We start from the raw sequence: 22,440 nt of genomic DNA on the forward strand, positions 1-22,440 counted from the left end.
AAGCGGATCGGTCTTGGACACCGCGCGGGCGCGGCGCTGGACTGGAACGGTCACTGATCCCCGCGCTTTCCGAGGAGCCCCAGGCGATGGCCGACTACCCGTATCCCGATCCCGTCGTGCAGACCTCCCAGGTGCGCGAACTCGCCCGCGACCTCGTCGTGGTCCCGAACCAGGGCGTGCAGCTGGTGCCGAACGTCGGCGTCATCGGCGGGACTCATTCCGTGCTCGTCGTCGAAACCGGCATGGGGCCGCGCAACGCGGAAACCGTGCTGAAGTTCGCGACCGAGTACGCGCGCGGCCGCCGGATTTACTTGACCACCACGCATTTCCACCCCGAGCACGCGTTCGGCGCGCAAACCTTCGCCGGAGCCGCGACCTACCTGGTCAACCGCGCGCAGGCGACCGACCTCGCCGCGAAAGGCCCGGGCTACCTGCGGATGTTCAGCGGACTGGGGGAGCCGGTCGCGCGGCAGCTGGAGGGGGTCGAACTGCCGGCCCCGGACGTCGTCTACGACTCGTCGCACGACCTCGACCTCGGCGGCCGCGTCGTGCACCTGCGCGCCACCGGTCGCGCGCACAGCAAGGGCGACCAGGTCGTCACGGTCCCGGACGCGGGCGTCCTGTTCACCGGCGACCTCGCCGAGACCGGCCAGTTCGCGATCTTCCCGTGGTTCCCGCCGCACGACACCGACGTGTCCGGGATCCGCTGGATCGAGGTCATGCGGAAGCTTTCGCAGCAGCGTCCGGACATCGTCGTGCCCGGCCACGGGGACATCAGCGGTCCGGAACTGCTCGACGACCTACGGGTCTACCTCGAACTGCTGCGCGACGAGACCTGGCGCCGCCGCGATTCCGGGATGGACGAGGCGACCGTGGTCGCGGAAGTGCGGGAGGAGCTGATCAAGCGGCATCCGGAGTGGGAAGGCCGCGAGTGGATCGACACCGCGGTGGCGTGCCTGTGCGCGGAGCACGTCAGTCACGCTTGAGCAGCGGCCCGAGCGTCTTCACGATGGCCTGCCGGGTCGCCTCGGCGCGCTGTTCGGGGGTCAGTTCGTCGGCGCGGTCCAGCATCGCCTGCGACGCTCCGCGCACCGCACCGGCGAACGCGCCGGTCAACGTGCGGGCGGTGAGGTCGTCGAGTTCGTCGGGGAAGGCTTCGGCGAGGATTTCGGCGATCCGGCGCTCGGCGTTGAACTGGATTTGCAGCGCCCGGCCCTGCACGGCGGGCACGGTTTGGAGCAGCCGCATCCGCAACGGGGTCAGCTTGCCGATGATGTCGTCGCTGACCTCGCCGCCGTCGGCGAGGACGCGGACCAGCAGGTCGATCGGCCGGTCGTCCGGGGCGCGGTTCGAGAGGGCCTCGAGCAACGCCTGCACCCGGCTCTCGGCGTCCGGGAACAGCAGTTCTTCCTTGCTGGCGAAGTAGCTGAAGAACGTGCGCGTGCCGATCTCGGCGGCGGCGGCGATGTCGGCGATGGTCGTCTCGTCGTAGCCGTTGCGCTCGAAAAGATCCGTGGCCGCGTCGATCAGGGCCTGGCGGGTGCGGGCGCGCTTGCGTTCACGGAGCGACATGGCGCGAGCATACGGCACCGAGTGCAAACCAGCACTCATTGCAAATATGCACTGAGTGCGGTTACCTTGGGGTGCATGACTCGTGACGTGCTCGTGTGCGGTGCCGGGATTGCCGGTTCAACGCTCGCCTTTTGGTTGGCGCGCAACGGTTTCCGGCCGACGGTGGTGGAACGGGCGGCTGGTCAGCGCAGCAGTGGCAACCCGGTGGACGTCCGCGCGGGCGCGATGGAGGTAGCCGACGCGATGGGTGTCGTGCCGCGGTTGCGAGAGGTCGCGACGCACGCGAAGCGGCTGCGAGTGCTCAACGCGCGCGGGCGTTCGGTGACCACGGTGCGGATGGCGGTGCGCAAGGAGATCGAGGTCCCGCGAGCCGACCTCGCCTCCGCGCTGTACGAATCGGCGCGCGCCGACGCGGAGATTCTCTTCGGGGACACCATCACCGCGTTGCAGCAGGACGACGGCGGGGTCGACGTCACCTTCGAGCACGCTGCTCCGCGCCGGTTCGACCTGGTGATCGGCGCGGACGGTGTGCACTCGGCGGTGCGGCGGCTGGTGTTCGGCGCTGAGGAGAAGTTCGTCCGGCACGCGGGGCTGTACGTCGGGACGGTGTCGCTCGGCGAGGCGTCGGACTATCCGGAGGACGTGGTCATGCTGAACAGCCCGGGCAGGCTCGTGGCGATCCATCCGGTGCGGGGGAATTCCGGGGTCGCGTTCATCTTCCGCGCGCCGGATCCCGGGCAGGGCAAGGAAATCGTGTCCACGGCTTATCGCGGGCTCGGCTGGCGAGTCCCGGAGCTGGTGGCCCGCTTCGAAGCCGCCGACGACGTGTTCTTCGACGCGGTCGCCGTCGTCGACCCGCCGACGTGGCACCGCGGCCGGGTCGCGCTGGTCGGCGATGCCGCCTCGTGCGTCTCGCTGCTCGGCGACGGTTCCAGTCTCGCGATCGTCGGGGCGCACACCCTCGCCGCGGCGCTCGCTGACGGCACCCCCGCCGAGGCGTTCGCGCGCTACGAGGCGACCCATCGAGCGCGCGTGAAGCCCAAGCAGCGCGGGGTCGGGACGGCGGCATCGGTGCTGGTCCCGCGCACGAAACGGGGGCTTGCGGTCCGCAACCTCGCCGCCCGGCTGCTGCCCGGCTGAGACTGGCCAAAAGAATTCCTTGACACGAATATTCGACGTAGTGAATACTTCAGTGCATGGACGGGATCGCCTCAGCACTCGCAGACACCACCAGGTGGCAGCTGGTCGCACTGCTCGCGGAACGGCCGCGGTCGGTCGGCGAGCTGGCTGAGCTGACCGGGCTGCGGCAGCCGCAGACGACCAAGCACCTGCAGACCCTCGCTCGCGCCGGCCTGGTCACCATGGCCCCGCTCGGGCAACGGCGGGTCTACGCGGCCGAAGCGGCTCCGCTGCGGGAGTTCGCGGACCAGCTCCAGAAGCTGGCCGTGACGATCGAGGCGCATGCGGGGGAGCGCGACGTGCTGGACCGCTACCGCGCCGCGATCGAGGCCGACACCGCGGCCGCGAACCGGGATCGCTGGGCCGACGGCCGCGCGTTCTCCTTCGAACGCGTGCTGCCGGTGCCGCCGGAAACGGTCTGGCGGTACTGGACGGACGCCGGGCTGCTGGCGTCGTGGTGGGTCCCGCCGTCCCTGACTGTCACCGAGTGTGTCCTCGAACCGGAGCCGGGCGGGCGCGTCGTTCTCGCCTACCGCGACGCCGAAGGCACTTACCGCTCGGAAGGGCAGGTCCGGACCGCTCGCGAAACCGAGCGGCTCGAGTTCGACCTGTCGGTGCTGGACGCGGCCGGAGCCGTCGCGTTCAGCGGCCACTACGACCTCGCCCTCGCCCCCGCGGCGAACGGCGGCACCCGGCTGCGGCTGGGTCTGGAGATCAGCGCAACGACGGTCGAAGCCGTGTCCGCCATCGCCGGAATCGAAACCGGCTGGGGACAGGTCCTCGACCACCTCACCGAGGTCATCACCCGAAAGGACATCCAGCCATGACCGAGCGTCGCGTCACCGCCAACCTCGCCCTGACCCTCGACGGCCGCTACCACGGTCCGGAAGGCCCCGGCGACATGAGTGCGATCATCCCGTACGTCACCACCGAAACCGCCCGCAACCAGATGTCCCGCATCTGGGAGAACGCGACGACCGCGCTGCTCGGCCGCCGCAACGCGGAAGGCTTCCTCGGCTTCTGGCCGACCGTCGCCGCCGACGAGAACGCCGACCCGCGCGACCGCGGTTACGCGAAATGGTTGGTGGACACGGAAAAGGTGGTCCTGTCGAGCACGCTCACCGAGCCGCCGTGGGAGCGCACGCGCATCGTGAACGCGCCCGCCGCCGAGGTCGTCGCCTCGCTCAAGGCCGACGGCGAGGGCGACATCCTGGTCAACAGCAGCGTCAGCGTGATCAAGGCGCTGCTGGCCGAGGACCTGGTCGACCGCCTGTACCTGACCATCTGCCCGCAGATCGCCGGCGGCGGCCCGCGCCTGTTCGACGACGGCCTGCCGGGTACCAAGTGGACAGTCGCGCACCAGGAGACCGGCGACCTCGGCGAAGTGGCCCTGGTTTACGACCGCGTGCGCTGAGCGGCTTGACCTTCACGCATACGGCAATGTTTAGCGTCGATTCCATGAGTGAAGGACAGTTTGCCGGCAAGGCCGTGATCGTCACCGGCGGCGGAACGGGCATCGGACAGGTCACCGCACGCGAGTTCGCCCGGCGAGGCGCGGACGTCCTCGTCGTGGGCCGCACCGCGGAACGGCTCGCCGAAACCGCGGAGGGCTTCCCGCGGATCCGCCCGTTCGCCGCCGACATCACCTCTCCCGGTGCGGCGGAGGAGATTGTCGCTGCGGCACTTGCCGAATTCGGCCGGCTCGACGTGCTGGTGAACAACGCCGGCATCGTCGAACCGGCCGCGCTGGGCGAAATCAAGCCCGGAGCGTTCGACGGAGTAGTCGCGACGAACCTGCTCGCGCCGGTTTACCTCGTGCAAGCCGCGATGCCGCACCTGAGCGCGGTGGTCAACGTGACGACCGCGATCGGCCAACGCGGTTGGCCGATGGCAGGCCGGGAGTTCTACGCGGCGACGAAAGCCGCACTGGAGTCGCTGACCCGAAGCTGGGCAGTGCAACTCGCCCCGCGAGGCATCCGCGTCACCGCGGTCGCCCCCGGCCCGGTCGCCACGGAGATCTACGCCCGCGAGGGCCTGACCGCCGAAGAAGCCCAAGCACAGCACGAAACCCTGCGCGAAATGGTGCCGCTGGGCCGCCTCGCCCGGCCGGAAGAAGTCGCGCACTGGATCGTCGAGCTCGCGAGCCCCGGCGCCGACTACATCACCGGCGCGGTAATCCCCGTCGACGGCGGCGCAGTGATCGCTTAGCGGCGTACGCTCGGGTCGTGCGGATCGGAGAGCTGGCGAAAGCCACCGGCGTGACGACCAGGGCGCTGAGGTTCTACGAGGAGCAGGGCTTGCTGACCGCGGCCCGCTCCCACAACGGTTACCGGCACTACGACGAGTCCGCGATCGAGCGGGTGGCGAACATCCGCTACCTGCTCGATTCCGGCCTGACGATGGAAGACATCCGGCCGTTGGGCTCATGCCTGCAGGGAGACTTGCCCTCGCGAAGGTTGTCCTCGAGCGCGGTGGCGCTGGTGGATCGGCGGTTGGCTGTTCTGGATGAGCGGATCGCCGCGCTGAGCCGGGCACGGGAGAGACTGTCGTCGCGAGCGAGTGCTGCGCGGGGCGAGGTTGGTTGCGATTGATGCGCTTTGGGTAGGCGCCGCCGGTGCCCTGGTCCGTGCCTGGCTCAGCCTTCCGGCGCCGTCGCGGTCTCCATCCACGCGAAGTAAGCCGCGGACCCGCGCGCCAGTTCGATCCCGGTGACCTCCGGCTTGTCCCACGGGTGCTCGGCGATGATGTGTGCCTCGAGTTCGGCGTAGCGGACGCGTCGCCGAGATGCCAGAAGTGCGACGACACCGCCCCGCGGACCTGTGCCGTCGAGCGCGACCGCGCTCGACGCGATCCGCGCTGCCGATTCACGATCCGGACTGGTCGTCATGACGAGCAGGTGGTCGGCCATGCCGGTCACCGTAGCCGCGGCGCAGCGTCTGACTTGCGGCATTTCTGCGGTACGCGATCGATGCGGACCATCGACCGGTCTCGCCGCGATGCTGGTCAGCGCGTGCGGGTGGGGCCGGAGAGACTCGAACTCTCACTGGCACGGACCTAAACCGTGTGCCTCTGCCAATTGGGCTACGGCCCCCAGGAACCAGGTGTGATCGTAGCGCGCGCCACGTTCGGGTTCGCTCGGCGTGGCCAGTCGTCGTCTCGCGTGGGTTGTCCTCTACCGTGGACCGCCTACAGTCCGACTGCGGCGAGGAGGGCACGTGGCTCGCGACCCCGAGACCATCGAGCGTGAGATCGAGCAGGCGAGGACCGCTTTGGCGGCGACCCTCGACCAGCTGGGCACGAAGGCCAATCCGCAGAAACTCGCCGAGCAGGCGAAGGACGGCGTGCGCGCGAAGCTCGACAACCCGAAGGTCAAGTACCCGCTGATCGGGGCTGGCGTGCTGGTGGCCGCGCTGCTGGTGCGGAAGCTGTTCCGCTGACGGATTCGCGTCGCTGACAGGCACGCCTCCGGTTACGCCGGGTGCTGCTTCGGTCGCGCGCGGACGGGTCGCCGAATACTGGCTGTTTCCGCCCTGGATGGCGGATGGACAGCGGTGATCGCTACGCCCGGTGAACTTCGTGAGAAGTGCCACTGAACCAGGGGTCACCTGTTTGGTGGTCCCTCACCTGGGTCGGTTGGGGGCATCACGTTCGCCGAATCGGGCTACCCCGCTGGGGTGACGCGGTGGTTTTTCGCCGCTGTGCTGGGCGTGGCCAACTGTTTGCGGGTGTGAACGGGTGATACCGCTCGGCGGGCAGGTATCGGCGCTCAAGGGACCCTAAGGCGAGGGCGAAGCAGGGGTGCGTGCAGGCAAAACCAGGCCGCGCAAACGTGGCCTGAACGCGCTGGCAAACCCGGCCGCGACGCGGGAGCTGAACGAGCAGGCGAACCAGCCTGCGAAAGAGTTGGAGGAGCAGGCAGATCAGCCTGTGAAAGAGCTGCGCGAGCGGGCAAACAGCCCCGCGCGAGAGCTGCGCGAGCTGGCGAACCGGCCCGCGAGAGCCTAGCTGTACGCGCAGGCAAGCCGGCCCCGTGGAACGCCCAGGTGAGCCGACCTGCGGAAACCCGAGCTGAACAACCAGACAAACCGGCCGCGGAAACCCGAGCGGAACGTAGACAAGCCAGCCCGCGAGAGCGCGAGCTGAACGAAGAGCTACTGCGGGATCAGGCGCGTGCGACCGGAGGCGTGGCCGACGCGCCCGCTGTCACACCGGGGCGGCTCGCTTCGTCCGGCTTGCGGTCTTCGACCTCTTTCGGGAGTTGCTTGCTCGGCGGCAGCGCTGGCTTGGCGGCCTTGTCCTTCTCCGCGGACGCAGACGCGGACGCAGACGCGGACGCCGCCGCAGGAGCAGCGGGAGCCTCGGGCTCGGAAGCCGCAGTCGCGTCCTTGGCCGCCTTGGCACCGCCCGACGGCGGGATTTCCAGCGGTTCGATGTCCGGCAGCGTCAGGCGGGCGGCCATGTACGCGCTGGTGAACTCCAGTGCGTTGCCGTTCAGCAGGTGCACGACCGTGGGTCGCTCGTTCGGGGCGAGCTTCTCCACGAGCTGGTCGGCCCGGTCGCGGGCGGCGATGATGCCCGGCGCCTTGCCGGTCAGCTCCTTGCCGCGGCCGCTGACGGTGATCGTCCAGTCGTCGTTGTCGTGCTTGTACGTCGCCGTGATCGTTTCCACCACTGCCTCACCCCTCTCGTCATCAGCATGCGTCACAGGTCGAGACCCGGCCACCGCAAACTCATGACGCGATTCCTGCTTGCCGGCCGCTGGCGCGACACTCAGTGTGTCTTTCTACCGTGTCATCGATACCGTAAGAAAACTCTGTGTCACAAGTAACGGGACGAGATGTGCGCTGAGTGACGACCGAATGGCCTAATGCACGGTCATCTTCACGTGCACGCTAGATCGCACGCTGTGACAACCCGGCCCACAGCAAATCCATGGCGTACTCGGTGGCCTTCTCGGGAGTCACCTCCGGGAAGCGCTCGCACCAGATGGCGAGCCGCTCGCAGGCTCCGACGACGAACTCGGCCGAGGCTTCGGCGCGCAGGGTGTCCTCGCTGTCGAAATAGCCGCTCATCAACGCGGTGATCAGGTCGGTCTGCTGCCGGCGGGTTTCTTCGATCTCGTCCGCGGCGGGGGTGCCGATGAGGGCCATCTCGTGCCGCAGCAGCGACCAGGCCTGGCGGCGTTCGCGGATGAAGACGAAGAACGCCAGCAAGCCGCGCCGCAGTGCCTCCTGTGCCGAGTCCGCGCCGACGATCGACTGCTCGGTGGCCTCTTGCAACGCCGACCGCGACTGCCGGATGCACGCCAGCAGCAGGCCCTCTTTCGAGTTGAAGTACTCGTACAGCATCGGCTTGGACACGCCGACCAGCTCGGCGATCTCGTCCATCGACGCCATCGCGTAGCCGCGCTCGCCGAAGACCTGCTCGGCGACCTCGATCATCTGCCGTTCCCGCTCGGCTCGGGGCATGCGCTTGCGCTTGGCGGTGGTCATGGAGCACACTCTACCGCCAGTAACCTACTCCGAGTAAGCTGGACTTCGGGTAACAGTTAACGGGAGGACGCATGGGCAACCGCACCGAGACCGGCGTGATCGTGGTCGGCACCGGGTTCTCCGGGCTCGGCATGGCGATTCAGCTGCGCAAGGACGGCCGCGACGACTTCGTGGTGCTCGAGAAGGCCCAGGACGTCGGCGGAACCTGGCGCGACAACAGCTACCCCGGTTGCGCGTGCGACATCCCGTCGCACATGTACTCCTTCTCCTTCGAGCAGAACCCCGGCTGGTCGCGCGCCTACTCGCCGCAGCCGGAGATCTACGAGTACATGCGCGGCGTCGCGGACAAGTACGACCTGCGCCGCTTCATCCGCTTCGGGCAGGAGATGACCGGCGCGCGCTGGGATGCCGAGGAGAACCGCTGGCACGTCAGCACCCGCGGCGGCGACGAGTTCGTGGCTCCGGCGCTGGTCGCGGGCGTCGGTGCGCTGCACCGGCCGATGATCCCGGACCTGCCGGGCATCGAGCGGTTCCAGGGGCGCGCGTTCCACTCCGCCGAGTGGGAGCACGACTTCGACTTCGCAGGCAAACGCGTCGCCGTCGTCGGCACCGGGGCCAGCGCGGTCCAGTTCGTGCCGAAGATCGCGCCGGAGGTCGCCGAGCTGACGCTGTTCCAGCGCACGCCGCCGTGGGTGATGCCGAAGGCCGACCGCGACATGCCGGGCTGGCTGCGCGGGCTGTTCCGCGCGGTGCCGCCGGTGCAGCGGCTGTACCGGAATTTCCTTTACTGGACCCTGGAAGCGCGCGCGATCGGCTTCAACGGCCAGCCGTGGATCATGAAGGTCGGGCAGCGGCTCGCGAAGAGCAACATCGACCGCGCGGTGTCGGATCCGGAGCTGCGCGCCAAGCTGACCCCGGACTACACCATGGGCTGCAAGCGCGTGCTCATCTCGAACGACTACTACCCGGCGCTGGCCCGCGACAACGTCGACGTGGTCACCGACGGCGTCGCCGAGGTGCGCGAGCACAGCATCGTCGACCAGGCGGGCGTCGAGCACGAGGTGGACGCGATCGTCTACGGCACCGGATTCCACGTGACCGACGCGTTCGACAGCCTGGAGATCGTCGGCCGCGACGGGCGCAATCTCGCGAAGGAGTGGGCGAGCGAAGGGATGCGGACGCATCTCGGGATCACCGTCAACGGCTTCCCGAACCTGTTCTTCCTCCTCGGGCCGAACACCGGGCTCGGCCACAACTCGGTCGTCTTCATGATCGAGGCGCAGATTTCCTATATCGCACAGGCGTTGCGGCTCGCCGGCGACCGGGCGCTGGACCCGCGCGAGGACGTGCAGGAGCGGTTCAACGCGCAGGTGCAGAACAAGCTCGAAAAGGGCATCTGGACCCAGGGCGGCTGCAAGAGCTGGTATCTCGACGCGAAGGGCGTGAACCGGACGCTGTGGCCGGGCTTCACCTGGCGGTACTGGCTCGACACCCGGACCGTCCGGCGGGACGACTACGAACTGCTCGGCTGAGGGTGGCACGAAGGGGACGTTCGCGGCGGGGGATGGAGCCGCGAAGGTCCCCCTCGTGGTCTCTGCGGTAGTCCACAGTGGACTACGGGTACGAGGGGAAGCTTTCGCGGCAGGGGAGGAGTCGCGAAAGCTCCCCTCGTGGTTTCAGGGCAGCGTTCAGCGCGGAGCGGCGCTCCACAGTGGACGCTGGCCGTGCGCGGGCAGCGTTGTCGTCGAGCGGAGAAGGAAAAGGAAGAGTACGAGGGGGACGTTCGCGGCAGGGGAGGAGTCGCGAAGGTCCCCCTCGTGGCCTGTGGTCAGGCGGGAGCGAGCTTGCGCAGGTGCGAAACCAGCTCGGCCGTCGGAAGACCGCACAGTTCGGCCATCCGCTCCAGCGCGGCGAAGTCGAACGACACCTCGTCGGCCGAGGCGCTCGCCGGCGCGGGCGGGCCGGACGCCGCGGGAGCGGAAGGGCTTGGCGCGGCAGGAGATCCGGGTCCGGGAACGGAAGCGCCGGCGGCGGCTCCCGCGCGGGCGGGCATCGCGACTCCGCTCTGCCGCAACCGTCCTTCGGCCCAGCGCCGCAACGGAGCCAGCTCCGGACCCGCCTCCGCGACGACCCGGCGCAGGTCCACGCGGACCCGGCCCGGTTCCTCGGTGAAGACCCGGCTGTGCACCTTCGCCAGCAAATCCTGCGGAAGCTCGTCCATCGCCACGCACAGTTCGACCAGGCGCACCACGGAACACTGCCGGGTGCCCAGTTCATACGTCGCCAGTGTCTGCAGCGAGATTTCGCTCTGCAGATGCGCGTTCAGCTCTTTGCGCGTCCATCCCCGGCCACGCCTGAGCTTGCGCAGCTCGTCTCCCAGCACTCGCTGGTAGTGCTCAGCGTCGATCACGGCCCCTGCCCCTCAACCAACTTCGCGGACGCGGGCTTGCGTCCCGATGGTGAAAGTGCCGAAGCGGCCGCTCATTACGCGGGTTTCGGGAGAAATTTCTACTTGCCCCGAATGGAGCAACGCGTCAGTTGACGCAGGGCACGCCGTCGGCGGTGATCGGCTGGTCGTCGCTCCCCGGACCGGTGGGCGTCGACGGCGGTGCGGCCTGCTGCTGCGCCGGAGGCGCTTGCGCCGCACCGGTTCCGCTCGAAGCGCCGTCGGCGGGCTGGTAGTCCGAACCGAGGTACACCTTCACGTGGCCCTTGGGCACGCTCTTGTCTTCCTGCACCGTCGCCTTGGTGCCGAGCGCGTCCGCGACCGCCTGCCCGGCCGCCTCGCCGCCGCTGGGGACCCAGATCACAGTCGTCTTGCGCGAGGACGCGTTGTCCGTGTCGCCCGCGGTGAAGCCCTTGTCCACCAGCTGCTTGGACACGCTCGCTGCGAGACCAGTGCGGTCCGACGCGTTGCGCACGTCGACTGTCGTGTCCTTGTGCGACTGGTCCGGCTTCTGCTGTTGCTGCGCCGGCGCGCCGTCGGCTCCGGCCTGCGGACCGGTGAGGCCCTGCACGAACGCCTTCACCTTCTCCGGGTCGACCTTCACCGCGACACCGTCGTTCGGGGTGCGGTACTCGACGTTGTCGACCGGGATGGTGCGGAACTCCAGCTGCCCGCCGGTGAGGCCCTTCATCTGCTGGGCGAAGTTGAAGATGTCCCAGTTCTGGTTCAGCACCACGGACTTCTTGATGGCGTCGACCAGAGCGTTGAGCTTGCCCGGATCGGTCAGCGTTCCCGCGGAGAGGATCTTGCGCGCCATGCCGGCCATGAACACCTGCTGGCGCACCACGCGGTCGAGGTCGCCGCGCGGCAGCCCGTGCCGCTGCCGGACGAACTCCAGCGCCTCCACCCCGGAGATGGTGTGCTGGCCCTTGGTGAACTTCGCGCCGGAGAAGTCGTCGTCGACGTTGTCCTTCAGGCAGACGTCCACGCCGCCGATCGCCTTCGTGATGTCGCTGAAGCCGAGCAGGTTGATCGCCGCGTAGTTGTCGATCGTGGACCCGGTCAGCTCCTGGATCGTCGAGATCAGCAGCCGCGCCCCGGCCTGGTTGGCCTTGACGTCGAGTTCCTTCGGATCGGTGACGCCCTGGGCCTGCAGGTCCTTGCGCGCCTGCAGCATCGCCCTTGCGTACGCCGAGTTGATCTTGTGCTTGCCGTAGCCGGGGATGTCGACGTACGAGTCGCGCGGCAGCGAGAGCGCGACAGCCTTGCTGCCGTCGTTCGGGATGTGGACCAGGATCAGCGTGTCGGTGTTCAGCTCGCCGTCCGATTCGCCCGCGCGCAGTTGGGCGAGCAGCTCCGGGGAGAGCGGGTTGCCTTGCGCGTCGGTGCGGCTGTCGAGGCCGACCAGGAGGATGTCGCGGGCACCGTCGGCGGGCTTGTCGCCGCCCGCGCCGTCGCCGATCACGTCGGAGTAGTTCAGCCCGTTGACCAGCCCCTGCAGCGACGCCCACGCGTATCCGGTGAGCCCCATGACCAGCAGCGACACCACGGTCAGAGCGATTTTCGCCCCGCGCAGCCCGCCGCGGCGGGCGCCCCGGTACGGACGGCGCGGGGGCGGTCCGGGACGCCGGGGCGGTCCGCCGGCCTGCGGTTCGCGTCGCGAGCGGGGCGGTGGCCCGGGCCGCCGCGCCGGTCCCCGGCCGGGCTGGTCCTGCCACGAGCGGGCGGGGCGGCGATCGCCTTGCCCGTTCCGAGGCGGGTAGTCCACGGGGCCGGCTCCTTCTCGTCGTTCTGGTCGTCCGCTTCTGGAGACGCATGGTGCCGGGCGGGGGTTGCGACGGATTCGCACCTCCCCCGTGCGGTGTGGTGCGCACCACCTATGGTCCGGTATCCGAAGCAGTTTCGCCCGGTCGGCGGTACGCGTGTCGCGCGTCAGGGTGTCGCGGGAGCCGCCCGTCTCGTCGGCACCATGCACGAACCCGCTCCGACCAGCGCCAACGCCGCGGTGAGAAGGTGCAGGACGACGACCGCCGAGCCGTGCGTTTCGCCCCCGGCGGCGGCCACGAGCGACGGCACACAGGTCAGCGCGGCGGCGAACCAGGTCGCGGCCGAGGTCGCCGCTCCGCCGGTCCGGACGGCGTGCAGCAGCAGGACGCCCAGGAGTAGGTGCACGAGGCTCTGGACCGGGTCCAGGCGCAAGCCGAGCACGTCGGCGTCCGCGGCTTCAGCGCCGAAGCGGGCCAGTGCGAGACCGAACACGCCGAGCGTCGCGTAGCCGATGCCCAGTGCGGCGGCGGCGCGGGTGAGCAGCACCTGACGACGGCCGGTCGGGGTGTACGGAAGTGGTGCGGCGGGCGCCTCGGTGCCGGGTTTGCCCGGATGGCGTTCGAACCACCAGAAGACCAGGGCCGCGGGCACGAGCAGCAGCGCCACGGCGGCGAGCATGCGCGGCTGCAGGAGCCAGGTCAGGCCGTTCGCGATCGGTCCGGGCAGGTAGACGACGGCGACGAGCAGCAGCATCGCGGCGAGGAACGCCAGGTACAGGCTCATCGGCGCGCGCAGCATCAGTCCGGCGGTGCGGGTGACGCGGTCGCGGGCGGCCCAGCGACGCAGCGGTGTCGCGAGGAGCCCGACGAGGCCGAGCTGCGACACACCCAGCAGCAGGACGGTCCACGGCCGCGCGGACAACGCAGCAGGCGCGCCCGGGTTGCCGAGCAGTACCGGCGAAGCGTCGAAGGCGAACACTGCGACCGCGAGGGCCGCGACGCCGCTTACAGCCGCGACGGCGAGCACTGGGCGGCGAAGCCGGACGCCATCCGCGTACGCGAACGCCACCTGCTGCGCGAGGAGCGCTAGGGCGAGCGTGGCGGCGTAGCGCGGCCAGGACACGTCTATCCAGCTCGCGGCGAGTTCTCCGGCTACGACGACAGCGGTCAGCGCCGCGACCGACCACAGCCGCGTACGGCGGTAGAGCGCGAGCAGCATCGGCGCGCCGACGACGGTCAGCAGGTAGACGCCCAGCAGCCACAGCGGATGCAGCGCGATCCGCATGACGGTGGCGTTGGTCCCGGCCGGGATGCCGAGCAGTTCCAGCGCCAGCGGCACGATCAGGGCGACCACGGCGAAGATCAACGCCGGGCGCAGCAGCGGGCTGGACCGTTCGGCGAGGTAATGCCGGTAGCCGCGGTCGCGTTCGGCCCGCCAGCCCGCCGCGTTGGCGAGGCCGCCCGCGAAGAAGAGCAACGGCGTGAGCTGCGCGAGCCAGGTCAGCGGCCACCAGGTGGCCTGCGGCGCGCCGGCCCAGTCGGCCAGCGCGGTCGCCGACTCGCCGACCAGCAGCGCCGCCGCCCCGGCGATGCCGAGCACCGCCCACGGCCGGGGGACGCCGCGAGGCAGGCGCGGCCGCGGGGTCGTGCGGCGGGCGGTGTGCCAGCCGCGCAGGCGCATCACGAGCAGGCAGCCGATCACCAGCACGCCGGCGACCATCGGGCCGATCGGGTCGCCGACCGGCGGGCCCCAGCGCTGATGCCACGAGTTGACCACCAGCCCGCCGGTGAACACCGACGCGACCAGCTGGCAGGTGCGCTCGGAGTTCACCGGGTTCAGCTCGCAGGTGCGGTGCATGTCCTGCTCGAGCCGGTCGTCGAGCGCGGCGCGGGCGGACTGGCCGAGCGGATGGCCCTTGTCGTTGGCGTAGCGGAGCAGGTCGTAGCCGAGGTCGTGCGCCTTGCAGGGGACGGAGAAGTCCCACTTCGTGTTGTCGTCGCCCCACGGGGCCGAGCAGCCGCCGTCGAGGTGCGCCGCGCGGACGGTGCCGTCGCGGGCGGGCAGCGGGCCGGGCTTGACGCCGGTGACCGCGGTGAAGTCCTTGGGCAGGAGCGCCAGCGCGGTGGCCTGCCCGTCCGGGTGGGCGAGCGCCTCGACCGCGTTCTGCGCCGCGAGCACGCCGCCGGTCGGCGGCCCCTGGTCGGGCGGGGACGCGGGCCGCGAGGCGATCAGGCCGAACCCGAACACCACGAGCAGGACGAGCAGCAGCCAGCCGGACGTCGACCAAGGTCGGCGAACGCGAACGGCGGCCGGGGCACGGTCGTCGGTGGCTGGCATGCGCACCAGGGTGCCAGCCCGACGCGCGCTACGGGAGGCGGCTGTCCCCCTCACCCGGGTGGGGGGTAACCCCCGGGGTGGGGTGAGGGGGCTTGTCTTGCTGGAGGGGGGCGGGTTCGTCGGCGGTGCGCCCTGGGGGTGAGGGGGCCCGTCGCGTTGGAGGGGCAGCTTTGTCGGGCGGTGAGCCCTGGGGCGGGGCGGAGTCGTCCCGTTGGAGGGGGCAACCTCGGCCGCGGGCCCCGGGGCGGGCGAGGGCGTTGATTGCGCTGAGCGCTTCGGAAGCTACGTGGGGTGCTCGATTCCTGTCTTCGCCCCCGCTCTCGGCGCAGGTGCGGTGCGCGGCTGGCCCTGCTCGACGCGCCCCAATGCCACATTGGGTGCGTCAGATGCACCCAATGTGGCGTTCGGTGCGTCCAGCGCACCCAATGTGGCATTGGGGGTTTCTCCACGGCGGGTGCGGGGCCGGTGGGTGCGGGGCGCTGTGGGCGTACGTGAGGGCCACCTTCAGAGAATCTGATTCCGTGAGGGTTCCCCTCACGTACCTCCGCTGGAGCGGGGAGCCCGCAGCCCGGGCGGGAGCATCGCCGCGGCGTGGCTCGGGAGGGTTCGATCCACGAGGGACGGAACGCGCCCCGACCGAGCCAGAGCCGAGTCTGAGGGAGCCGCGGCGGATTTCCGGGCCTCGGCCGTCCGGGTTCGGCAATCCCGGCCGTTCCGATCCGGCCGAAAAACCGGCCGCCCCGGTTAGCGGTCCGGCCGACAATTAACCCCTCGGCTCAATCCGGCGGAGGAACGGGGCGCGGCCCGTCGCGGACAGTTGCTGAATCGGTTTCGCGATTAATCGCAAAGAGTGCCGGTGATCGGAATTGTGGATCACTCGGACGGCAGATCCGCATCCGCGAAGCGCACCTGGTTCCGGCCGCCTTCCTTCGCGGTGTAGACGGCCGCGTCGGCGGCTTGCAGCAACTGTTCCAGTGTCGTTCCGTTCACCCCGAGCAATGCGACGCCGATCGACCCGGTGCGGCCGGTGATCAATGCCGAACCGCCGCGTTTGTCGGTCGTCACGATGCGCTGATCGGCGATTGCGGTACGGATCCGTTCCGCGGTCACCTTCGCCGCCGTGGTGTCCGCGTCGGGCAGCAGGATCAGGAACTCCTCGCCGCCGAAGCGGCCGATGATGTCCTTGGGGCGGGTTATCTCGTCGAGAGTTTGCGCGACCGTGCGGAGCACGTCGTCGCCCGCCGGATGGCCGTACGTGTCGTTGATCCACTTGAAGTGATCGAGGTCGATCATCAGCAGCGCCAGGGTTTCCCCGCCGCGCGCGGCCCTTGCCAGCGCGCGTTCCGCGGACTCCGACCACCCGCGCACGTTGAAGATCCCGGTTTTCGGATCGGTGCGCGCTTCGGACTGCAGTTGGTTGATTTCCGCCAGCCGGTTGCCCAGCACCGTGATGAGCACGAGGATCACGATCGCGGGCGGGATGTTCACGAGCAGGATCGTCGCGATGGTGCCGAGGCTGATCGTCGACAGCTCCAGCAGGTTGTCGTCCTTGGTGCCCAAGACGTTGCGCAGCGTGGGCGCGGACGTGCCGCCAAGGGCGAGCAGCCCGCCGATCACGATCGCCTGCAAAGCCGCGTAGCTGAAGCCGACGAGCATCAGGATCCCGAAGACCTGCAACGAGTTCGCGGGCGAAAGCCGGGCCAGTTCGGCGGACGCGAAGGTCTGGTACAGGTGGTGTGCCAGCAATGCCGACACCGCATGCGTGAACGAGGTGAACACGAACTTGTGCGGCGGCCGCCGGGAGTTGAACCACCGCTGGATCCGCAGCAGCGCGATCAGCAGCAGGGTCAGCGGGATCGGCAGCAGCAGCGCGGCCGGGAACACCCAGATGCCGGTCAGGTCGATGTGGACGGCGGTGACCCGGTTGCGCCGCCGTTCCTCCTGCCGCCGGGTGAGCTGGATGTGCACCGTCGCGCAGCCGGCGAGGATCGCGAACCGGCCCCAGTCCACGAGATCCGGGCTCGGCGACGCGATCACGCCGAAGGTCAGCAGCGCCACCGCGATCGCGTCCCAGGCGAGCAGGAACGCCACCATCCGGCGCGGTTTCGTCCAGAGATCCCATGAGGAAACGGGGTTCGCGGCGATCAGCGCGCGCAGCCGTCCCGCGAAGCCCGTCGCGGCGGGCGGTTCCTCCCCGGGGCCGCGGCGGTCACCGCGCGCCGGTTCGGTTCCGGGCATCGGGCCGTGCCTCCTCCGGTGTCGGATGCGGTTCCCGGAAGCTTCCCGGTTCTGCGTCGTTATCAGTTGCCGGTATCATCTCACTCACCGACTTCGAACGCTGTATTCGGCCGTAGTCTCCGAACCCGGAGACGCCTTCCGCGACAACTGCTGCATCCATGAAGTAAATTGCGGAGGAGCGTCCCCGCCGTCCCCCCGAGTGAGGTGTTTTCCCGTGCGCGACCGCGAAGCGTGAATCGAGCTGTTGTCATTTTCCGATGAATTGTCAGCGAGCGGAGGTGGACAGCTGTGCGTGACCGTGAAGCGTGAGTTCCGTGACCGATCCACGACGGATTCGTGACAATGCGAACGGAGGTGTGTTCCGTGCGTGACCGTGAAGCGTGAACCGACTTCCCGTCCGGCGTATCCGGACCCATTCGGCCGGTGCCTCGACCCCGGCCAGAGTTCCATCCCGCAACCCACGATCAGGCCCCGGCCGCGACCGCGTGCCGCACCCGGGTCCACGAGAACGCGGTGGGGATCGCCAGAGCCACGCCGGCCAGCCCGGCCAGCGCGATGGCGGTGACCGCAGACCCGGTCGCCTGGGCGACTACCCCGCCGAGAGCCACCCCGACGCCCTGCGCCACGCGCAGCCCCGTGCGGTAGAGCCCGCCGGCGCCGCCGCGCAGTTCGTTCGGCACCCAGGTGGAGAACGTCGCGGTCACGGTGATGATGTAGGCGCCCATCGCACCGGCGAGCGCGAGCAGCACCAGCGCGACCACCAGGTTCGGCTGCAGCAGGAACAGCGCGAGCAAGGCAAGCGACGTCGTCGCCAGCACGCCGAGCAGGCGCTGCCGGACCTCGGCGGACGCGAATTTCGACAGCAGATAGGCCCCGGCGACGAAGCCGAGCGGGTCGGCGGCGAGCAGCCAGCCGACCGCCGCGGACGGCGCGTTCAGCTGCTGGGCCAGCGGCGCGGCCAGTCCTTCGGGCACCACGGCCAGCCCCACGAGCCACGACAACGCGATCAGCACGCGCAGTTTGCGCTGCCCGAACACCCAGCGGGTCGCGGAGAACCAGGTGCTGTGGTCGCCTCCGGCGGCGGGCCGGTCGTGCACCCACACCCGCACGATCACCGCGGCGATCGCGAAACTCACCGCGTCGATCGCCAGCGCCCACGACGTGCCCACTGCCGTCACCAGCACGCCGCCGCCGGCTAGGCCGAGCAATTGCACCGTGTTGGTGGTGATCCCGCGCAGGTCCTGGCTGCGCAGGTACAGATGGTCGTCGGTGAAGACTTCCCGGGTGATCGCGTTCTGCGCCGCGTTCGCCGGTGACGCGGCCAGTTGCACCGCGACGAGCAGCAAACACAGCGCGACCAGCGGCATCCCGGGCAGGCTCATCAGCCCGACCAGCACCGCCTGCGCCGCGGCGCTCACGCTCAGCACGGCGCGCCGCGGATAGCGGTCGGCGAGGAAGGACAGCCCGAGCCCGCCGGCGAGCGCGGGCAGGAAGGTCAGCGCGTAGACGACGGCAGCCCAGAGCGCGGAACCGGTGCGGTGGTAGACGAGGATGGACAACGCCACCTTCGCCAGCTGGTCGCCCGCGCTCGAGATGGCCTCCGCCGCCCAGAGCACGCGGTATTCGACATTCCGCAGCGGCGCCGTAAGCCGAGAGGTCGCTTCGGTCGTCACGAGATGACCACTGCCCCCTCCCCGATCGAGTGAATGCGGGTGTACCGCATTGTGCCTTCGCCTGGTTCGCTCCTGGCCAGGAGTGTCGCCGCTCCGGCCAGGGCATGCACCCTCAGTATGCCGCCGATCACACCAGGGTGAACAGTCGGGAAGAATCCGGTGGCCGGAACGCGGAGCCGTTCGGACTGACCTGCCGCGGGGTATCCGTGGCACTGATCAGCTTTCCTCGTTCGGCGCAGCGCGACCACCGTTCGTCGCCATCGTCCGGTGCGATTGGGCCGAACGGTCCAACACTGGGAGAGACCCGGCGGAGCGGCCGTCCTCGCGCCGGGCGCACCAGCGGGGAGTGAGCGTGGACAGACTGTTGAAGGACAAGGCCGTGGTCGTGACCGGGGCCGGACGCGGGCTCGGGGAGGCGTTCGCCGTGCACGTCGCCAGGGCGGGCGGCGCGGTGGTGGTCAACGACGTGGACGCCGACCTGGCCGAGCGCACCGCCGAGACCATCCGCGGCCACGGCGGGCGCGCGGTCGCGAACGGGCACAGCGTGGCCGACCCGGCGCAGGCGCAGGCGATCGTCGACCAGTGCGTCGCCGAGTTCGGCCGGATCGACGGCCTGGTCAACAACGCGGGGCTCAATTACGAGGCGCTGCCCTGGGAGGACGACGCGGAGCAGGCCCGCCAGCTGGTCGAGGTGAACGTGCTCGGCGTGATGTACACCGGGCTGGCCGCGATCCGGGCGATGGTCGGCGCGGGCGGCGGCGGGTCGATCGTGAACATCTCGTCCGGCGCGTCGCTCGGGCAGCGCAAGCTCGGGGTGTACTCGGCGAGCAAGGGCGCGGTCGCGTCGCTGACCTATTCGTGGGCGCTCGACCTCGACGATTCCGGGATCCGGGTGAACGCGGTGTGCCCGGTGGCGCACACCCGGATGGTGTGGAAATCCGAACGCGCGCTGCGGGCCTGCCCGCCGGAGCGCACGCCGGCGAAAATCGCGCCGCTCGTGCTGTTCCTGCTCGGCGACGGGTCGCACGGCATCACCGGGCAGATGATCCGGTGCAACGGGCCGCAGCTGCACGTGATGGGGCAGCCGTACCTGAAGCAGCCGATCCTGGAGCGGCCCGACTGGGATACCGAGACCGTGCAGCAGGCGTTCGACGAGGTGTTCTCCGCCCACCTGGAGAACTACGGACTGGAGAAGCGCGTGCCGCCGCGGCTGCGCAAGTGGACGGAGAACTCGATCCGGGCGTCGTGATCAGCGGGCTTTCGCGGCGGCTTCGCGGCAGCCGGGCAGGTCGATCGCGCGCAGCGTCGCGCCGACCGAGGCGAGGGCGGCGGAGTTCATCGACAGGCTGGTCACCCCGAGCCCGGCCAGCACCGGGGCCAGGCCCGGGTCGGCGGCGGCCTCCCCGCACACGCCGACCGGTTTCCCGGCGGCGGCCCCGGCCTCGGCGACCATGCCGACGAGGCGCAGCAACGCGGTCTGGCTGGGGTCGTTGAGCGCGGCGACCGCGCCGAGCTGCCGGTCGGCGGCGAAGACGTACTGCGCCAGATCGTTGGTGCCCAGCGAAACGAAGTCGACCTCGGCGAGGATTTCCTTGGCGCACAAGGCCGCTGCCGGGATCTCGATCATCACACCGACCCGGGCGATCCCCGCGGCCCGCGCGCGGTCGGCGAACCAGCGCGCCTCGGCGGCGGTCGCGATCATCGGTGCCATCACGGAAAGCTCGGCCCCGGTGTCGGCGGCGGCGCCCGCGATCGCGGTCAACTGCCGGTCCAGCAACTCCGGCCGGTCGAACGCGACGCGCACGCCGCGCACGCCCAGCGCCGGGTTCGGTTCGTCGCCCATGTCCAAGAACGCCAACGGTTTGTCGGAACCGGCGTCGAGCGTCCGGACGATCACCGGCTTCCCGGCGAACGGCGCCAGCACCGCGGCATAGGCCTCGCGCTGCGCTTCCGCGGAGGGCTCGTCCGTCGCCGCGAGGTAGCAGAATTCCGTGCGGAACAAGCCGATTCCCTCCGCGCCCGCCTCGGCCGCGGCGCGGGCGTCCGCCGCCGAGCCGACGTTCGCGAGCAGCTTCACCGGATGTCCGTCGGCGAGTGCGCCGACGCCGTCCCATTCCGCGCGCGGCTTCCGGCTCGCGGCGCGCACGGTGGCGTCGGACGGCGAAACCGTTCCGGCGGAGCCGTCCACCGCGAGGCCTGGACTGTCCGCGGCGAGCACTCCGGAGCACGCGACCACGGCCGGAATTCCCAATGCCCGCGCGAGAATCGCGGTGTGACTGGTCGGCCCGCCCTCTTCGGTGACCAGCGCGAGGACCAGTTCCGGGTCGAGACCGGCGGTGTCGGCCGGGGCGAGATCGCGGGCCACGAGCACACTCGGCGCCGTCAGCTCGGGCACGCCCGGCGGCGTCACCCCGAGCAGGTCCGCGACGATCCGGTCCCGTACGTCGGCGACGTCGCGGGCGCGCTCGGCCAGATATCCGCCCGCGGCTTCGAGTGCCGTCATGAACTTCGCGGCCGCCTCCCAGACCGCGCGCGGAGCGGGCAGCGACTGCTCCCGGACGAGCTGTTCGGCGGACGCGAGCAGCGCCGGATCCGCCGCCATCGCCGCGGTCGTCTCCACGACTGACCGGGCAGCACCGGACACGGAACGGGCACGATCGGACAACCGGGCAGCGACCCGGGCGGCGGCGGGCGCGATCCGGTCCGCCTCCCGCGCCAGGTCGGCGGGCACCGGCCGGTGCTCGGGTTTTCCCAGGTCAGTGGCTACGACGACGCGTGGGCCCTGTGCTTGGCCGGGGCTGACTCCGACTCCGGACAACGACATGGCGAGACCTCCGGGAGCAAAGGATCTTGTAACTGGGGATTGACAGTACGGTAACAACGGGCACAATCAAATGACAACGGGCAAACAGCGGAGAGGAACGGGCATGTACGCCGCCGAACGGCATCAGCTCCTCGCACAGCGGGCACGCCGAGACGGACGGGTCGACGTGGGCGACCTCGCCGCCGAACTGGGCGTCGCGCCCGAGACCATCCGCCGCGACCTCGGCGTCCTCGAACGCCAGGGCGTCGTCCGCCGGGTCTACGGCGGCGCGGTCGCGGTGGACCGGCTCGACTTCGAGCCCGAGGTCGCCCAGCGCGACCAGACCAACGCCGCGGAGAAGGACGCGATCGCCCGCGCCGCGCTCGACCAGGTCCCCGACCGCGGTTCGGTGCTGCTCGACGCGGGCACCACGACCAGCCGCCTGGCGACGCTGCTCCCGGCCGACCGCGACCTGACGGTCATCACGAACTCCCTTTCGATCGCGTCGATCCTGGCCACTCGCCCGGGAATCACGCTGCACATCCTCGGCGGCCGGATCCGCGGGACGACGCTCGCGACGGTCGGTTCCGCGTCGCTGCACGCGCTCGACGGACTGCTCGCCGACGTCGCTTTCCTCGGCGCGAACGGGTTTTCCGCCGAACACGGCTGCACGACGCCGGACGTCGAGGAGGCCGCGGTGAAATCCGCTCTCGTCGCCGCTGCCCGCCGTCGCGTCCTGCTCGCCGACCACAGCAAGTACGGCGCGGACCAGCTCAGCCGATTCGCCCGCTTGTCGGAGATCGACGTGCTGGTGACCGACGGCGGGATCGACGCGGGCGCGGTCGCGGAGCTGGAAGAGGCCGGTCCTGAGGTGGTGCTCGCATGAGTGCCGCTGTCACGCCCGACCGGAGTCTGGACCGCGACCGCGGGCTG

At 70.2% G+C, this 22,440-nt stretch carries 21 protein-coding genes and 1 tRNA gene; 11 read left to right on the forward strand and 11 right to left on the reverse strand.

Translation table 11 applies throughout. The features are described from left to right. Positions 1-86 precede the first annotated feature (86 nt). Positions 87-986, forward strand: a complete 900-nt coding sequence (locus WA670_RS10515) for an MBL fold metallo-hydrolase (RefSeq protein ID WP_336157592.1) — start codon at positions 87-89, stop codon at positions 984-986. Here the strand turns inward: WA670_RS10515 and WA670_RS10520 are convergent. After that, entirely contained in the window at positions 973-1,572 is a 600-nt protein-coding gene (locus WA670_RS10520; protein WP_275292970.1) for a TetR/AcrR family transcriptional regulator, read from the reverse strand. The two genes, WA670_RS10515 and WA670_RS10520, sit on opposite strands and share 14 nt — an antisense overlap. A gap of 75 nt (positions 1,573-1,647) precedes the next feature. Here WA670_RS10520 and WA670_RS10525 point away from each other — a divergent pair, with 75 nt between their 5' ends. Genes WA670_RS10525 through WA670_RS10545 form a run of 5 tightly spaced genes read left to right on the forward strand, consistent with a single transcriptional unit; the run spans position 1,648 to position 5,342 of the window. Next, positions 1,648-2,712 carry an FAD-dependent oxidoreductase gene (locus WA670_RS10525; protein WP_037815242.1) on the forward strand — a complete coding sequence of 355 codons (1,065 nt, stop codon included), beginning with the start codon at positions 1,648-1,650 and terminating at the stop codon, positions 2,710-2,712. Between the two features lie 56 nt (positions 2,713-2,768). Then, a complete protein-coding gene (locus WA670_RS10530) occupies positions 2,769-3,578 on the forward strand; it encodes a metalloregulator ArsR/SmtB family transcription factor (protein ID WP_037815240.1) in 810 nt (269 codons plus the stop codon). Further along, entirely contained in the window at positions 3,575-4,165 is a 591-nt protein-coding gene (locus WA670_RS10535) for a dihydrofolate reductase family protein (RefSeq protein WP_037815239.1), read from the forward strand. Before WA670_RS10530 ends, WA670_RS10535 begins: the two co-directional genes overlap by 4 nt. A gap of 44 nt (positions 4,166-4,209) precedes the next feature. After that, the gene (locus WA670_RS10540; protein ID WP_078870548.1) at positions 4,210-4,959 is read left to right on the forward strand and encodes an SDR family NAD(P)-dependent oxidoreductase; all 750 of its coding nucleotides are present in this window, start codon (positions 4,210-4,212) and stop codon (positions 4,957-4,959) included. A 17-nt stretch (positions 4,960-4,976) separates the two neighbouring features. Beyond that, positions 4,977-5,342, forward strand: a complete 366-nt coding sequence (locus tag WA670_RS10545) for a MerR family transcriptional regulator (protein ID WP_037815234.1) — start codon at positions 4,977-4,979, stop codon at positions 5,340-5,342. Between the two features lie 44 nt (positions 5,343-5,386). On the opposite strand, the gene cutA is transcribed toward WA670_RS10545, so the two are convergent. After that, positions 5,387-5,659, reverse strand: a complete 273-nt coding sequence (gene cutA / locus WA670_RS10550) for a divalent cation tolerance protein CutA (RefSeq protein WP_336157593.1) — start codon at positions 5,657-5,659, stop codon at positions 5,387-5,389. A gap of 109 nt (positions 5,660-5,768) precedes the next feature. Continuing rightward, positions 5,769-5,842 (reverse strand) — tRNA-Leu (locus WA670_RS10555). A gap of 124 nt (positions 5,843-5,966) precedes the next feature. Here WA670_RS10555 and WA670_RS10560 point away from each other — a divergent pair. Together WA670_RS10560 and WA670_RS10565 are read left to right on the forward strand one after the other, a co-directional pair. After that, positions 5,967-6,188: a DUF3618 domain-containing protein gene (locus tag WA670_RS10560; RefSeq protein ID WP_336157594.1), complete on the forward strand. Its 222-nt coding sequence runs from the start codon at positions 5,967-5,969 to the stop codon at positions 6,186-6,188. A gap of 361 nt (positions 6,189-6,549) precedes the next feature. After that, positions 6,550-6,756 (forward strand): hypothetical protein, encoded by a 207-nt coding sequence (locus WA670_RS10565; RefSeq protein WP_158714519.1) that lies wholly within the window; start codon positions 6,550-6,552, stop codon positions 6,754-6,756. A gap of 157 nt (positions 6,757-6,913) precedes the next feature. Here WA670_RS10565 and WA670_RS10570 read toward each other — a convergent pair whose 3' ends face one another. Both WA670_RS10570 and WA670_RS10575 read right to left on the reverse strand, forming a co-directional pair. Continuing rightward, positions 6,914-7,423 carry a hypothetical protein gene (locus WA670_RS10570; protein WP_134734337.1) on the reverse strand — a complete coding sequence of 170 codons (510 nt, stop codon included), beginning with the start codon at positions 7,421-7,423 and terminating at the stop codon, positions 6,914-6,916. A gap of 220 nt (positions 7,424-7,643) precedes the next feature. After that, positions 7,644-8,243, reverse strand: a complete 600-nt coding sequence (locus WA670_RS10575) for a TetR/AcrR family transcriptional regulator (RefSeq protein WP_037815230.1) — start codon at positions 8,241-8,243, stop codon at positions 7,644-7,646. A gap of 71 nt (positions 8,244-8,314) precedes the next feature. Between WA670_RS10575 and WA670_RS10580 the strand changes: the two genes are divergently transcribed. Further along, positions 8,315-9,775, forward strand: a complete 1,461-nt coding sequence (locus tag WA670_RS10580) for a flavin-containing monooxygenase (RefSeq protein WP_134734338.1) — start codon at positions 8,315-8,317, stop codon at positions 9,773-9,775. Positions 9,776-10,071: 296 nt separating this feature from the next. Here WA670_RS10580 and WA670_RS10585 read toward each other — a convergent pair whose 3' ends face one another. The 5 genes from WA670_RS10585 to WA670_RS10605 all read right to left on the reverse strand — a co-directional run bounded on the left by WA670_RS10585 (position 10,072) and on the right by WA670_RS10605 (position 18,704). Further along, entirely contained in the window at positions 10,072-10,653 is a 582-nt protein-coding gene (locus tag WA670_RS10585) for a helix-turn-helix domain-containing protein (RefSeq protein WP_134734339.1), read from the reverse strand. Positions 10,654-10,777: 124 nt separating this feature from the next. Continuing rightward, positions 10,778-12,457 (reverse strand): LCP family protein, encoded by a 1,680-nt coding sequence (locus WA670_RS10590; protein ID WP_037815225.1) that lies wholly within the window; start codon positions 12,455-12,457, stop codon positions 10,778-10,780. A 164-nt stretch (positions 12,458-12,621) separates the two neighbouring features. Continuing rightward, positions 12,622-14,793, reverse strand: a complete 2,172-nt coding sequence (locus WA670_RS10595) for a phospholipase A2 (RefSeq protein WP_336157595.1) — start codon at positions 14,791-14,793, stop codon at positions 12,622-12,624. 873 nt (positions 14,794-15,666) lie between these two features. Continuing rightward, positions 15,667-17,031 (reverse strand): GGDEF domain-containing protein, encoded by a 1,365-nt coding sequence (locus WA670_RS10600; RefSeq protein ID WP_078870546.1) that lies wholly within the window; start codon positions 17,029-17,031, stop codon positions 15,667-15,669. A 464-nt stretch (positions 17,032-17,495) separates the two neighbouring features. Continuing rightward, complete coding sequence (locus WA670_RS10605) at positions 17,496-18,704, reverse strand: MFS transporter (RefSeq protein ID WP_134734342.1); 1,209 nt, start codon at positions 18,702-18,704, stop codon at positions 17,496-17,498. A gap of 352 nt (positions 18,705-19,056) precedes the next feature. Here WA670_RS10605 and WA670_RS10610 point away from each other — a divergent pair, with 352 nt between their 5' ends. Beyond that, complete coding sequence (locus WA670_RS10610; protein WP_134734343.1) at positions 19,057-19,953, forward strand: SDR family NAD(P)-dependent oxidoreductase; 897 nt, start codon at positions 19,057-19,059, stop codon at positions 19,951-19,953. Here WA670_RS10610 and ptsP read toward each other — a convergent pair whose 3' ends face one another. Beyond that, positions 19,954-21,528, reverse strand: coding sequence for a phosphoenolpyruvate--protein phosphotransferase (ptsP, locus tag WA670_RS10615; protein ID WP_134734344.1), 1,575 nt, complete (start codon positions 21,526-21,528; stop codon positions 19,954-19,956). Positions 21,529-21,631: 103 nt separating this feature from the next. Here ptsP and WA670_RS10620 point away from each other — a divergent pair, with 103 nt between their 5' ends. After that, positions 21,632-22,393 (forward strand): DeoR/GlpR family DNA-binding transcription regulator, encoded by a 762-nt coding sequence (locus tag WA670_RS10620; RefSeq protein ID WP_037815217.1) that lies wholly within the window; start codon positions 21,632-21,634, stop codon positions 22,391-22,393. The last annotated feature ends 47 nt before the right edge of the window (positions 22,394-22,440 follow it).

Origin of the sequence: Amycolatopsis sp. VC5-11, from assembly GCF_037034185.1 — a bacterium.
Classification (GTDB): domain Bacteria; phylum Actinomycetota; class Actinomycetes; order Mycobacteriales; family Pseudonocardiaceae; genus Amycolatopsis; species Amycolatopsis nivea.